Annotated in this window: 12 protein-coding genes; 4 read left to right on the top strand and 8 right to left on the bottom strand. The window is 68.7% G+C overall.

All coding sequences use genetic code 11. From position 1 onward, the window contains the following. Positions 1 to 10: 10 nt before the first annotated feature. The 8 genes from ABIC35_RS05150 to purM all read right to left on the bottom strand — a co-directional run bounded on the left by ABIC35_RS05150 (position 11) and on the right by purM (position 6,709). Positions 11 to 517: a GNAT family N-acetyltransferase gene (locus tag ABIC35_RS05150; protein WP_121077264.1), complete on the bottom strand. Its 507-nt coding sequence runs from the start codon at positions 515 to 517 to the stop codon at positions 11 to 13. 50 nt (positions 518 to 567) lie between these two features. After that, positions 568 to 1,242: an orotidine-5'-phosphate decarboxylase gene (gene pyrF / locus ABIC35_RS05145; protein ID WP_121077263.1), complete on the bottom strand. Its 675-nt coding sequence runs from the start codon at positions 1,240 to 1,242 to the stop codon at positions 568 to 570. Further along, positions 1,239 to 1,562: a LapA family protein gene (locus tag ABIC35_RS05140; protein WP_121077262.1), complete on the bottom strand. Its 324-nt coding sequence runs from the start codon at positions 1,560 to 1,562 to the stop codon at positions 1,239 to 1,241. The genes pyrF and ABIC35_RS05140 overlap by 4 nt, the downstream gene beginning before the upstream one ends. A gap of 63 nt (positions 1,563 to 1,625) precedes the next feature. Next, on the bottom strand, positions 1,626 to 3,902 hold the full coding sequence (locus ABIC35_RS05135) for a patatin-like protein (protein ID WP_121077261.1): 2,277 nt from the start codon (positions 3,900 to 3,902) through the stop codon (positions 1,626 to 1,628). After that, positions 3,902 to 4,594, bottom strand: coding sequence for an endonuclease/exonuclease/phosphatase family protein (locus ABIC35_RS05130; protein WP_121077259.1), 693 nt, complete (start codon positions 4,592 to 4,594; stop codon positions 3,902 to 3,904). The genes ABIC35_RS05135 and ABIC35_RS05130 overlap by 1 nt, the downstream gene beginning before the upstream one ends. Positions 4,595 to 4,635: 41 nt before the next feature. Then, entirely contained in the window at positions 4,636 to 4,833 is a 198-nt protein-coding gene (locus ABIC35_RS05125; RefSeq protein WP_121077257.1) for a hypothetical protein, read from the bottom strand. Positions 4,834 to 4,903: 70 nt separating this feature from the next. Next, entirely contained in the window at positions 4,904 to 5,470 is a 567-nt protein-coding gene (purN, locus tag ABIC35_RS05120; RefSeq protein WP_121077255.1) for a phosphoribosylglycinamide formyltransferase, read from the bottom strand. Positions 5,471 to 5,602: 132 nt separating this feature from the next. Further along, positions 5,603 to 6,709 carry a phosphoribosylformylglycinamidine cyclo-ligase gene (gene purM, locus ABIC35_RS05115; RefSeq protein ID WP_121077253.1) on the bottom strand — a complete coding sequence of 369 codons (1,107 nt, stop codon included), beginning with the start codon at positions 6,707 to 6,709 and terminating at the stop codon, positions 5,603 to 5,605. A gap of 64 nt (positions 6,710 to 6,773) precedes the next feature. Between purM and ABIC35_RS05110 the strand changes: the two genes are divergently transcribed. The 4 genes from ABIC35_RS05110 to ABIC35_RS05095 are packed head-to-tail and all read left to right on the top strand — an operon-like array spanning position 6,774 to position 12,301. After that, the gene (locus ABIC35_RS05110; RefSeq protein WP_121077251.1) at positions 6,774 to 8,021 is read left to right on the top strand and encodes a heavy-metal-associated domain-containing protein; all 1,248 of its coding nucleotides are present in this window, start codon (positions 6,774 to 6,776) and stop codon (positions 8,019 to 8,021) included. Further along, the gene (locus ABIC35_RS05105; protein WP_121077249.1) at positions 8,018 to 8,632 is read left to right on the top strand and encodes a chromosomal replication initiator DnaA; all 615 of its coding nucleotides are present in this window, start codon (positions 8,018 to 8,020) and stop codon (positions 8,630 to 8,632) included. Before ABIC35_RS05110 ends, ABIC35_RS05105 begins: the two co-directional genes overlap by 4 nt. Beyond that, positions 8,629 to 10,797, top strand: coding sequence for an RNA degradosome polyphosphate kinase (locus ABIC35_RS05100; protein ID WP_121077247.1), 2,169 nt, complete (start codon positions 8,629 to 8,631; stop codon positions 10,795 to 10,797). The genes ABIC35_RS05105 and ABIC35_RS05100 overlap by 4 nt, the downstream gene beginning before the upstream one ends. A 4-nt stretch (positions 10,798 to 10,801) precedes the next feature. After that, positions 10,802 to 12,301 (top strand): Ppx/GppA phosphatase family protein, encoded by a 1,500-nt coding sequence (locus ABIC35_RS05095; RefSeq protein WP_121077245.1) that lies wholly within the window; start codon positions 10,802 to 10,804, stop codon positions 12,299 to 12,301. The last annotated feature ends 134 nt before the right edge of the window (positions 12,302 to 12,435 follow it).

The raw sequence follows: 12,435 nt of genomic DNA, 5'->3' as shown, positions 1-12,435 counted from the left end.
CCTCTAGGCGCTAGACCAGCGGCTTGGCCAGCACCGTCATGAACAGCGGCGGGTCTAGCGGGATCGGGAAATCGCAGCGCGCGCCGGTCTCGGCATAGCCGCGGCGGAGATAATATTCGATCAGCTTGCGGCGTTCTTCGATCACCGTCATTTCCGTGCGCATGCAGCCGAAGACGTCGCGGGCATGCGCCTCGGCGGCGGCGATCAGCTGGCGGCCGAGCCCGCCCGCCTGGCGGAGCGGATCGATGCAGAGCAGGCCCAGATAGGCAGTTCCGCCGCCCCGGTTGGCAACGTTGACGCAGCCGATCGCGGCGCCATCTTCCCATGCGCTCAGCAACACCTGGGCCGGGTCTTCCACGATTGCGGTCAGCGTTGCGAGATTGGTGCGCGGCCCCTCGATCAGGTCCGCCTCATGCGTCCAGCCCTGACGCGCGGTTTCGCCGCGATAGGCGCGTTCGATCACGGGATGGATCGCCGGCAGGTCGGCGGTAACGGCAGGGCGGACGGTAAGGGGCATGGGCGTTCCGGAAGTTCCTCTCCCTTGTAGGAGAGGAAACCCGTTATTTCTCAAAGCGTCGCGGCAATTGCGCGAGCGGCTGCATCCGGATCTTCGGCCTGGGTGATAGGCCGGCCGATCACCAGGATCGAGGCACCTGCATCCACTGCGCTGCGCGGCGTGACCACGCGCTTCTGGTCACCGACATGGGCGTCGGCCGGGCGGACGCCGGGAACGACGAAGAAGCCGTCCTTCCAGGCCGCGTGCGCCGCCTTCACCTCTTCGCCCGAGCAGACGATGCCGTCGACCCCCGCCGAGCGGGCCAGCTCAGCGAGCCGCATCACCTGCTCGTGCGGATCGGGCTTGAGGCCGATCGCGGTCATGTCGTTGCCGTCGAGGCTGGTGAGCATTGTGACTGCGACGACCTTGGTGCCCTCGGGCGCTGCGGCCTTGGCATCCTCCAGCATAGCCCGGCCGCCGGCGGCGTGGACGGTGAGGATCGCCGGGTTCAGCGGCCGCAGCGCGTGGATCGCCTTGGCGACGGTGTTGGGAATGTCGTGGAACTTGAGGTCGAGGAAGATCGGGACGCCGATCTCCGCCATCTCGTGCACGCCGTGGCGGCCGTTCGCCATGAAGAATTCGAGGCCCAGCTTGATCCCGCCGACATGGTGGCGGACCTTCAGGGCGAGCGCCTTGGCCTTTTCCAGCTCGGGCGTGTCGAGCGCGACATAGATGCGGCCGCTCATGCCCGGGGCTCCTCGATGGCGACAGCGTCGGTGACCGGCTCGAAGCGTGGGGCGGGGGTGGCGGGGATCGATCGCAGATCGGCGAGCGCGCGCTCCAGCCCGGCGAAGCGCTGCCGCATCCGCCAGCGTAACGTCTGATAGGCGACCAGCATCGGCAGGAAGCCGGCGAGGAACACGACGATCAGCAAGAGCGGCAGGCTGATATCGGCGACGAGACCGCCCCAGAGCTGGATGCTCACGCGCTGCTCGCCATTGTAGATCACGAACCCGGCGATCACGCCGCCGAGCAGGAGCCACAACAGCACCTTCAGAAACCGCATTCCGCTCCCTTCCTGACAAACCCTGCGCGTCTTCTAGGCCCGAGCGGGCCCGCTTGCCAAGGCTCAGCCGATTTCGGCGCGCAGTTCGGCGATCAGTCCGGGGATAGCGGTGAGGGCCGGCGCCTCCTCGTCGAGGATCGCGTGGAAGGCGCGCCGCTTGAGCGCGGCGATGTGCTCGGCATCGGGGCGTGCGTCGGCGTCGAGCGTGGAGAGCACGATGTCGATCAGCCGGTCGGCGCCGTTGAGGCGGCCCCAAAGATAATCGTTCTCGCGGTATGCGCGGCTGAAGAAAGCGCCGAAATTGTTGAACTGGTTGCCTTTCAGCATCGCCGCCACGCCGCCGCTGCGGATCGCCTTGGCGTCCTCGGGCGAGATCCGGTCGACGCGGATCGGATCGAACTCGTCCATGCCTTCGCCCTGGAGCAGCGGGTAGGTGGCGATGTCGAAGAAGGGGAAGCCGAGATAGGCGAGCAGCATCGGCCGCCGCAGCTCCTTCGACAGCGCGCTGAACCCGGCGGAGAGCACTTCGTCAGTCTGGCGGTCGAGCGCGCGGAGCTGCATCCGCTCGGCAAGCGTGTCGAGCACCGTGGCCGGATCGCCCGCCAGCTTGTCCTGGAGGTCGGCGAAGGTGTCCGAGCGCTTGAGCTCGAGATAGGCGGCGAGCGCGCCGTAGATCGCGTCGCGCATCGGCCGCATCGCGCCGCGCGGGGCGGATTGCTCCAGCTCTGACAGTCGCCGGGCGAGCAGCCGCAGCCGTCGGATACGGAAGCCGAGGTCGTGGCCGCGCAGAAAATCGAGCGCTTCGGGAGAGGCGCCACCGGGCAGCGACGCGCCGAACCGATCGGCGCCGCGGGTCCGCACCGTTTCGCGGAGGCGGCGCCCGAGCGAGCGGAGCTTCTGCCCGTCCTGTTGTCCGGCGAGCGCCTGGAGCAACCGCGCGGTGCGATCGATCGCGCCGTCGACCTTGAGCAGCGCATAGGCGGTGTGGCCATAGCCCGCCTTGGCAGCCGCCGCGACCTGCGCGCGCTTGCGCCACGCGGCGAGCCGCTTGGGCGTGGGGTAGTCGAGCCACAGCGTGTAGCCGAACAGCGACTCGACCTGTGCCTCCACCTCCGCCCGGATCTCGGAGACGATCGCAAGCATCCGCTCGATCCTGTCGGAGCGCGCGGCGATCACGTCGAGATTGTCGCGGATCGGCTGCTTGCGCGGCAGTTCGGACAGCGCGCCGATCAGCGTCGAGAAGAAGCCGGGGCGCTCGCGTCGCGGGCCGTAGAAATCGAACCGCATGTCGGGCGTCGGATCGAGAAAAACGAAGCGGCGATCGACCTGGCGGCGGGCAGGGCGCTCGCGCAGCGCCTCCATCGCCGGGCCGAACGGCGCGTTGGCGAGCACCGATCCGTCGATCAGCACGGCTTTCTCGGCGCGGCTCTCCGCCCATTGCTCGGGCAGGGCGCGCTGGAGGAAGGCGTCGCGGCCCAACCAGGTCTCGCCGCGATCGGCGAGGACCTTGTCGAGCTCTTCCACCATCAACGGCGGAAAGGCGCCGGGGAAGCTGGAGGTCGCGCGGGCGGCGAAGCCCAGCGCTGCGGGATGGGCGATGCCGGTGCCGCGACCGTGATCGGTGAAGCTGAAGACGAGGCGATGCTCGGTCTCCACCACTTCCGGCGGCGTATTGAGCCGCAGCGTTTCGGCATGGCCGCGGAAATCGGTGGCGGTGACGAACAGGTCGAGCGGCTGGCCTTCGGGGAGCAGCCGGCGTTCGGCCGGACCCCTGGCCATTTTGTCGAACGCATTGAGCAGCGTCTTGAGCAGCTGCTCGCCGCCAAAGGGCGGCTCGAACCAGCGCGAGCGAACGAAGCGCTCGAGCTTCTCGCGCACTTCCACGCGCGATCCCGCCTCGACGGTTTCCTCCTCGCCATGCTCGCGGTTGGAGAGCATCCAGGCGATCGGCTTGGCCCAGATCTTGGCGAAGCGGTGCGACGGCCCCTGGCTGGGGGCGAGCAGCGCATCGACATCGGCATGGTCGAGCCACATCGCGGTGAGTGGATCGAGCGACTGGCCGGTTGCGATCGCCTGGGCGAGAAACACCGCATTGATCCCGCCGGCGCTGGCGCCGGAGAGGATATCGACCAGCACGCGCAGGTTGAGGCCGCTGCGATCACGGATATCCTCGATCAGTTCGCGGTAGACGCTGTGAAGCGGGGTGCCCTCGCGCTCCGCACAGCTGGCGCGGGCGAGGTGCCACACCTCCTTGGTGATGCCGTGCATGTAGACCGCGAGGCTGATCCCGCCATAGCAGACCAGCGCCAGCCGCAGCTCCTTTTCCTGCGCCTCGTGCATCAGCGGTGCCGCACCTCCGCCCAGATGGGGAGGTGATCCGAGGCGGTGCGCGCCGCCAGGCTGTAATGCACGCCAACCTCGCCGAAGGCGAGATCGGGCGAGGCCATGATCCGGTCGAGTCGCGCCATCGGGCGGCGCGCATGGAAGCTCTTGCCGGTGGCGGCGAAGGTGAAGTGGTGGGCGAAATCGCGCAGGCAGCCGCGATCGGCGCTCCATTCGTTGAGGTCGCCCATCATCACCGTCGGCATCGGCGGAAGGTTTGCGAGCTGGGTGAGGATGGCATGCGCCTGGCGCCGGCGCCAGAGACCCGACAGATCGAGATGCATGCCCAGCACCCGAAGCGGCTGCCCGTTGATGCGAAGATCCGCCATCACCGCACCGCGCGGCTCCAATGTGGGCAAATGGAGCGCCGCGCAGCCGAGGATCTCGGCCTCCTTGCGCACGAGCAGCGCATTGCCGTGCCAGCCCATCGATCGCGCGCGCATGCCGAAATGCACCGGCTTCCACGGGCTATGTTCGGCGAGCAGGCTTTGGGTGAGCACGGCCTCGCGCGCGCCGAAGCGGCGATCGGCCTCCTGCAAGGCAATCACGTCGGCGTCGACCTCGAGCAGTACCTCGAGCGTCCTCTCCGGTCGGCGTCGTCGGTCGGTGCCGATCGACTTCCGCATGTTATAGCTGGCGACCTTGATCATCCGCGCCCCTTATCGGCGCGGGCACTATGGCAGCACAAGTCTCAATAACCCGTTTCGCCCCGCGCGCGCTGGCCGGCCGCCGTTTCGGCCGCGGCGAGCAGGCTGCGGCCGGTAGCTTCGGCCGCCTCGGGGGTCATCGCTACGGCGACCCCGTTGGGCCCGTCGAGCAGCACCAGCCCGAGTTCGGCAGTGGCGATCCCGCCTTCTTCCTCCGGCGTGAGCGCCGAGTCCTTGGCCATGTGCGTGACTTCCCCATGTGCGGTATTGACGAGGATGAACGCGGGATGACGGCCAAATATCCGCTGTTTCTCAGCCGCGAAGCCAGTCGGCGAGCGTTTTTGCGTAGAGCTTGTGCTCTTCGGCGAGCACGCGGGCGGCAAGGCTGTCCGGCGTGTCGTCGGGAAGGATTGCCACGCGCGCCTGGCCGAGCACTTCGCCGCCATCCAGTTCCTCGGTAACGACATGGACCGAGGCGCCGGCCTCGGCATCGCCCGCCTCGATCGCGCGGGCATGGGTGTCGAGGCCCTTGTACTTGGGCAGCAGCGAGGGGTGGATGTTGACGATCCGCCCGCGCCAGCGCGCGACGAAATCGTCGGAGAGCAGCCGCATATAGCCGGCAAGCGCGATCGCCTCAACGCCCGCGTCGCGCAGCGCCGAGTCGATTTTGGCTTCATACTCGGCCTTGGGCATGCCCTTGGGGCTCTGTGCGAAGGTCGGCACGCCGCGCTCGGCAGCCCAGGCGAGACCGGCCGCCTCCGGCTTGTCGCTGGCGACGAGTGCGACGGTATAGGGGCAGTCCGGCGCCGCGGCGGCCTCGACCAGCGAGGCCATGTTCGATCCGCGACCCGAAATCAGGATACCGAGTCGCTTCTTCAAATTCCCCTCCCGCTTGCGGGAGGGGTTAGGGGAGGGGCTGACGTGGAGAGGGTGGACTGACGGTAGCGTTCAGCCCCTCCCCCGACCCCTCCCGCAAGCGGGAGGGGAGCGCAGGCGGATAGCGCTCGGCAATCACCCATGGTGCGTGGCGCTCCACGGCGCACGGGCGCTCCAGGTCTCGTCGCCACCGACCACCGTGCAGCCGCGCTCGCCGCCTTCGATCGTCCCGATGGTGAACACCGTCTCGCCCGCCGCGGTCAGTGCGGCCGACACGGCCTCGGCTTGATCGGCGGCGACCACCGCGACCATGCCGATGCCGCAGTTGAAGGTGCGCGCCATCTCTTCCGGCTCGATATTGCCCTGTGCTTGCAGGAACGCCATCAGCCGCGGCTGCGGCCAGGCGTCGGCGTCGATACGGGCGTGGGTGCCCTCGGGCAGCACGCGGGGGACATTCTCCAGCAGACCGCCGCCGGTGATATGGGCGAGGCCGTGGATATTGCCCTTGCGCAGCTCGGGCAGGAGGCTGGCGACATAGATGCGAGTCGGCGCCATCAGCGTGTCGATCAGCAGCCGCTCCTGGTCGAACAGCGCCGGACGATCGAGCTTCCAGCCCTTGTCCGCCGCGAGTCGCCGCACCAGCGAGAAGCCGTTCGAGTGGACGCCGTTCGAGGCGAGGCCGAGCAGCACATCGCCGGGCGCGATCTTCTTGCCGTCGAGCAGCTGGTCGCGCTCGACCGCGCCGACGCAGAAGCCGGCCAGGTCATAGTCGCCATCGGCGTACATGCCCGGCATCTCGGCGGTTTCGCCGCCGATCAGCGCGCAGCCGGCTTGGCGGCAGCCCTCGGCGATGGAGGCGATCACCCGTTCGGCGACCGCGTTGTCGAGCTTGCCGCTCGCATAATAATCGAGGAAAAACAGCGGTTCGGCGCCCTGCACGATCAGATCGTTGGCGCACATCGCGACAAGGTCGATGCCGACGCCGTCATGACGGTTGTGCTCGATCGCCAGCTTCAGCTTGGTGCCGACGCCGTCGTTCGCCGCGACCAGCAGCGGATCGGTGAAGCCCGCCGCCTTCAGGTCGAAGATGCCGCCGAAGCCGCCCAGATCGGCGTCCGCGCCGGCGCGCCGGGTGGAACGGGCAAGCGGGCCGATCGCGCGCACCAGCGCATTGCCCGCCGCAATCGAAACGCCCGCCTGGGCATAGGTGTAAGGGCCGTCGCCCGCCTTGGTCTCGCTCATGGGAGAGCGCCCTAGCCACAACGCGCTTGGATTTCCACGCCCGGTTCGCCAAAAGGGCGCCCGCATGCAGTTTCGCCGTCCCAAAACCGTCCTTGGCGCCCTCTCGGTGCTCGCGCTCGCCGGTGCGGGCATCATGGCGGCACGCGGGCAGGGCGGGGCGCCCGCCGCAACCTTGGGTGCCGCGGGCAGCTTCGAAGTGAGCGGCGTGAAGGTCGACGTGTCCGGCAAGAGTGCCGAGATCGCCCGCCAGGGCGGCTGGCGGATCGCACAGCGTAATGGCTGGTCGATGCTGTCGCAGCAGCTCACCGGCAAGCCGGGGTCGCTCTCCGATTCGGCATTGGATGCCATCGTCACCGGCATCGTCGTCGAGCGCGAGCAGATCGGCCCCAATCGCTATATCGCCAGCCTGGGCGTGCAGTTCGATCGAGCCAAGGCCGGCTCGATTCTCGGCGTGTCGATCGCGGTGACCCATTCGCCGCCGATGCTGCTGGTGCCGCTGCAATATTCGGGCGGCGTCGGCCAGGTATTCGAGCGCGACACCGCCTGGGCGCGCGCCTGGAACCGGCTGCGCGCCGCGGGCAGCACGATCGACTATGTCCGCCTGCGCGGCACCGGCGCGGACCGGCTGCTGGTCAATACCGGCCAGACGCTACGCCATGGCCGCAACTGGTGGCGGACGATTCTCGATCAGTACGGCGCGGTCGACACGCTCGTCGCCGAGGTGCAGCTGCGCCGCGACTATCCGGGCGGGCCGATCGTCGGCATCTTCTCGGCGACGCACGGGCCGGACAAGGATCCGATCACCAGCTTCGCGCTGCGGATCGACAATGGCGACGCGATCGACGCGCTGTTCGACACCGCCGTCGCGCGCATTGACAAGGCCTATCAGGCGGCGCTGACCGACGGCCGGCTCCATACCGATGCGGTGCTCGCTGCGCGGCCGCCGGTCGCGCAGCCGGCCGCGCCTGCTCCGGAGGAAGCCCCGCTGCCGACGCCGCTGCCGAGCGTGGAGACCACGCCGGGGGCGACGAGCACGACCACGTCGCTGTCGGTCCAGGTCGAGACGCCCAATGCCGCTGCGGTCAACGCCTCCGAAAGCGCCGTGCGCGGCGTGCCGGGGGTGCGCAGCGCCACCACCACCAGCCTCGCGCTGGGCGGCATCTCGGTGATGCGCGTGTCGTTCGACGGATCGCAGGCCGCGCTGCGCGCTGCGCTCGAGTCGCGCGGCTGGAGCGTGCAGGAAGGGCCGGGCGTGCTCCGCATCCGTCGCGGGGCCGCGCCGCAAGCATCGCCGACCCCCAAGGCGCAATGAGCCAGCTCCGCCTGCCGCTGGGTCTGCCCGAGGCGAGCGAGACGGACTTCCTGGTCAGCGACTCGAACGCCCGCGCCGTCCAACAGCTCGAACATTGGGCAACGTGGCCGGTGATGGCCGCGCTGCTGATCGGGCCGCGCAAGTCCGGGCGCAGCCTGCTCGCGCGGATCTTCGCCGCCAAGAACAACGCGACGATCATCGACGATGCCGAGCGTGCCGACGAGGCCGACATCTTCCACGCTTGGAACGACGCGCAGGGGGCGCGGCGCCCGTTGCTGATCATCGCCGATGCCGCGCCGCCGCTCTGGGACGTGACGCTGCCCGATCTGCGCTCGCGCCTCGCCGCCTCGCCGCTGCTCGAGATCGGCCCGCCCGACGATGCGCTGATCCCGCTGCTGCTGGAGCGCGCCTTCACGCGCCACCTGCTCCACGCGACGCCCGCCGTGATCGCCTGGATCGCCAAGCGCATCGAGCGCAGCCATGTCGCCATCCTGCGCGTTGCGGACGTGCTGGAGATGGAGACCGACGGCCGTTTGTCGATCCCGGTGGTGAAGTCTACACTCCAGGCTGCAAGCCTTTTGACGCATTCCGACGATAGCGAGAGCGAATGACCGAATCCGCCGCACCTGCGACCATCGCCCCCGCCGATCCCACCGAAGCGCGTTATTTCAACCGCGAGCTTTCCTGGCTGGCCTTCAACCGCCGCGTGATGGAGGAGGCGTGCAACCCCGCCCATCCGCTGTTGGAGCGGCTGCGCTTCCTTTCGATCTCTGGCAGCAATTTCGACGAATTCTTCATGGTCCGCGTGGCGGGCCTGATGGGGCAGCAGCTCCAGAATATCGACACGCGCTCGGCCGACGGGCTCACCCCCGCGCAGCAGCTGGAGGCGATTTCGGCCGAAGCCGCCACGCTCGCCGACGAGCAGCAGGCGGTATGGGTGGACATCCGCGCGCAGCTCGCGCTCGCCAACATCTTCGTGCTCGAAGCCGATGCGATCGAGGGCGAGACCGAGCAATGGCTCGCCAACCATTTCCGCGAGCAGATCTTCCCGATCTTGACGCCGCAGGCGCTCGACCCCGCGCACCCGTTCCCGTTCATCCCCAATCAGGGATCGAGCGTGATCTTCAACCTCCTGCGCAAGTCCGATCGCGAGCCGATCCAGGAACTGGTGATGCTGCCGACGACGCTCAAGCGCTTCGTCCGCCTGCCAGGCAGCCCAGCGCGCTACGTGGCGATCGAGACGCTGATCAAGCATTTCTGGGAGCTGCTCTTCCACGGCTATGAGATGCTGGGCGCGGCCACCTTCCGCGTGCTGCGTGACAGCGATATCGAGATCGAGGAAGAGGCCGAGGACCTCGTCCTCACCTTCCGTTCGGCGATCAAGCGCCGCCGACGCGGCCGGGTGATCCGTCTGGAGATGGAGGAGGGCATCGCCCCGGATCTGGAGGCGGTGCTGAAGGAGGAGCTGGGCGGCAGCGATGCGCTGCTCACCGAAACCGGCGGTTTCCTGGGGGTCGGCGATCTGTCGATGCTGGTCGACGAGGACCGGCCGGACCTCAAGTTCACGCCCTTCTCGGCGCGCTTTCCCGAGCGGATCCGCGAATATGGCGGCGATTGTTTCGCGGCGATCCGCGCCAAGGACATCATCGTCCACCACCCGTACGAGACGTTCGACGTGGTGCTCAGCTTCCTTCAGCAGGCGGCGGCCGATCCGGACGTGGTAGCGATCAAGCAGACGCTCTACCGCGCCGGCAAGCAGCCCGCGGTGATCAACGCGCTGATCGCCGCCGCCGAGGCGGGCAAGTCGGTGACCGCCGTCGTCGAGCTCAAGGCCCGGTTCGACGAGGAGCAGAACCTCTATTGGGCGACCGCGCTGGAGCGCGCCGGCGTCCAGGTCGTCTACGGCTTCATCGACTGGAAAACCCACGCCAAGGTGTCGATGGTCGTCCGCCGCGAGGGCGATCGCTATCGCACCTACTGCCATTTCGGCACGGGCAACTACCACCCGATCACCGCGCGGATCTATACCGATCTCAGCTTCTTCACCGCCGATCCGCGGATGGGCCGCGATGCGGCGCAGATCTTCAATTACGTCACCGGCTATGTCGAGCCGCAGCATCTGGAGCTGCTCGGCATCTCCCCGCGCGACCTCCGCAAGCGCCTGACCGCGCTGATCGAGGAGGAGATCGAGCATGTCCGCGCCGGTCGGCCGGGCACGATCTGGGCGAAGATGAACTCGCTGGTCGATCCAGCGATCATCGAGAAGCTCTACCAGGCCAGCGCCGCTGGCGTGCAGATCGAGCTGATCGTGCGCGGCATCTGCTGCCTGCGCCCGGGTGTTGCCGGCATGAGCGAGAACATCCGGGTCAAGTCGATCGTCGGTCGTTTCCTCGAGCACAGCCGCATCTGGGCGTTCGGCAACGGCAAGGCGCTGCCCAATGACGACGCCAAGCTCTACATCTCCTCGGCCGACTGGATGCAGCGCAACTTCGACCGCCGCGTCGAGTTCATGTTGCCGCTGCTCAACAAGACCGTCCACGATCAGGTGCTCGACCAGGTGATGGTCGCCAACCTGCTGGACAACGAACAGAGCTGGCTGCTCGCACCCGACGGCCATTACGACCGGATCGTTCCGGGCGAAGACGGGGAATTCAACCTGCACCGTTATTTCATGACCAACCCCTCCCTTTCGGGCCGCGGCGCCGCCGTGGAGGCGCGCAAGCCCGTGCCCAAGCTGTCGCCGCGCAAGCGTCGCCTCGCCGCGAAGGGCGGCTGAGCGGGTGGCCACGGCCCTGTTCCGCAAGCCGCCGCGCGCCCAGTCCGAAGGCGCCCGGCCGCGTACGGCGATCATCGATATCGGCTCCAATTCGATCCGTCTGGTCGTCTATGAAGGCCCGGCGCGGCTGCCGGCGATCCTGTTCAACGAGAAGGTGATGGCCGGGCTCGGCAAGGGCCTGGCCGAGACCGGCGCGATCCACGCCGGCGGCCTCGCCAGCGCGCGGGCGGCGCTCGGCCGCTTCGCGCTGCTCGCCCGCGAGATGCAGGTCAGCGAGCTGCGTACCGTCGCCACCGCCGCCGTTCGCGATGCCTCGAACGGCGGCGAGCTGATGGCGATGGCCAAGGCGCTCGACCTGGAGGTTGAGTTGCTCTCGGGTGTCGAGGAAGCGACGGCCGCTGGGCTCGGCGTGCTCTCGGGCATTCCCGAAGCGGACGGCGTGGTCGGCGATCTCGGCGGCGGCAGCCTGGAGCTGGTTCGTGTTGTCGCCGGTACGGTGACCGATCGCGTGTCGTTCCCGCTTGGCGTGCTCCGCCTCGGCGCCATCCGCGCGCGGGGCAAGGGTGTGCTGGAGCGCGAGGTGACGCGCATGATCGAGGCGGCGGGCTGGAAAGGGCGGGGGAAGGGCCTGCCCTTCTACATGGTCGGCGGGTCGTGGCGCTCGCTCGCCAAGCTCGACATGCACCTCAGCAACTATCCGCTGCCGATCGTCCATCATTACCCGCTGGCGATCGACCGGGTGGAGGAGCTTGGCCGCCGCGTCGAGGGTGCTACCAAGGCCGATCTGAAGACCGTGCCCGACCTGTCGAGCGCGCGCATCCCCTCGCTGGCCGATGCGGCGGCGCTGCTTGTTGCGGTGACCAGGCAGCTCGGCAGCAGCGGGACGATCGTCTCGGCCTATGGGTTGCGGGAGGGCCTGCTGTTCCAGCGCCTCTCGGCCGAGGAGCGGCTGCAGGATCCGCTGATTGTCGCTGCGCGCGAGGAAGGGCAGCGCTCGGGGCGGTTCCCGGAGCATGGCGACCTGCTCGATGCCTGGCTTGCGCCGCTGTTCCGCGACGATCCCGAGTCGGCGCGGTTGCGCCACGCCGCCTGCCTGCTGGCGGATGTGGGCTGGCGCGCAAACCCGGAGTTTCGCGCCGAACGCGGTATGGAGATCGGGCTCCACGGCAATTGGGTGGGGATCGACGCGGCGGGCCGCGCAATCGTCGCGCAGGCGCTGTATACCTCGCTCGGCGGTGCGGTCGACAGCCCGGCGCCGCTTGAACGGCTCGCGACGCCCGAAGCGCTGGCGGAGGCCAAGCGCTGGGGCCTGGCGATGCGGCTCGGCCAGCGGCTGAGCGGCGGCGTCGCGCGCCCGCTCAAGCGGTCGCGGCTGCGGCTGGAGGGGCCGTCGTTGGTGCTCAGCCTCGCCGATGGCGACGAACCGCTCTACGGCGAGGCGGTGGAAAAGCGCCACCGCGCGCTGGCGCTGGCGATGGCGAAGGAGCCGGTGCTGGAGACGTGAGGGGTTGAGGGGCACGCACCCTCACCCTTCCGGCGCTTCGCGCCTCCCTCCCTCTCCCTTGGAAGGGAGAGGGGAGCAGCCTCAACTGCCCTCTCCCTTGCAAGGGAGAGGGAGGGGACCCGCCGCCGAAGGCG

The sequence above is a fragment of the Sphingomonas trueperi genome, assembly GCF_040545965.1.
Taxonomy (GTDB): Bacteria; Pseudomonadota; Alphaproteobacteria; order Sphingomonadales; family Sphingomonadaceae; genus Sphingomonas; species Sphingomonas trueperi_C.
This window is presented reverse-complemented; position numbering and strand designations above follow the sequence as displayed.

What these genes read in the sequence shown, in the direction of transcription:
- ABIC35_RS05135 (WP_121077261.1), bottom strand. Translation starts at nt 3,902, where the DNA reads ATGCACGAGGCGCAGGAAAAGGAGCTGCGGCTGGCGCTGGTCTGCTAT.
- ABIC35_RS05100 (WP_121077247.1), top strand. Translation starts at nt 8,629, where the DNA reads ATGACCGAATCCGCCGCACCTGCGACCATCGCCCCCGCCGATCCCACC.
- ABIC35_RS05150 (WP_121077264.1), bottom strand. Translation starts at nt 517, where the DNA reads ATGCCCCTTACCGTCCGCCCTGCCGTTACCGCCGACCTGCCGGCGATC.
- ABIC35_RS05105 (WP_121077249.1), top strand. Translation starts at nt 8,018, where the DNA reads ATGAGCCAGCTCCGCCTGCCGCTGGGTCTGCCCGAGGCGAGCGAGACG.
- pyrF (WP_121077263.1), bottom strand. Translation starts at nt 1,242, where the DNA reads ATGAGCGGCCGCATCTATGTCGCGCTCGACACGCCCGAGCTGGAAAAG.
- ABIC35_RS05110 (WP_121077251.1), top strand. Translation starts at nt 6,774, where the DNA reads ATGCAGTTTCGCCGTCCCAAAACCGTCCTTGGCGCCCTCTCGGTGCTC.
- purM (WP_121077253.1), bottom strand. Translation starts at nt 6,709, where the DNA reads ATGAGCGAGACCAAGGCGGGCGACGGCCCTTACACCTATGCCCAGGCG.
- ABIC35_RS05125 (WP_121077257.1), bottom strand. Translation starts at nt 4,833, where the DNA reads ATGGCCAAGGACTCGGCGCTCACGCCGGAGGAAGAAGGCGGGATCGCC.
- ABIC35_RS05140 (WP_121077262.1), bottom strand. Translation starts at nt 1,562, where the DNA reads ATGCGGTTTCTGAAGGTGCTGTTGTGGCTCCTGCTCGGCGGCGTGATC.
- ABIC35_RS05130 (WP_121077259.1), bottom strand. Translation starts at nt 4,594, where the DNA reads ATGATCAAGGTCGCCAGCTATAACATGCGGAAGTCGATCGGCACCGAC.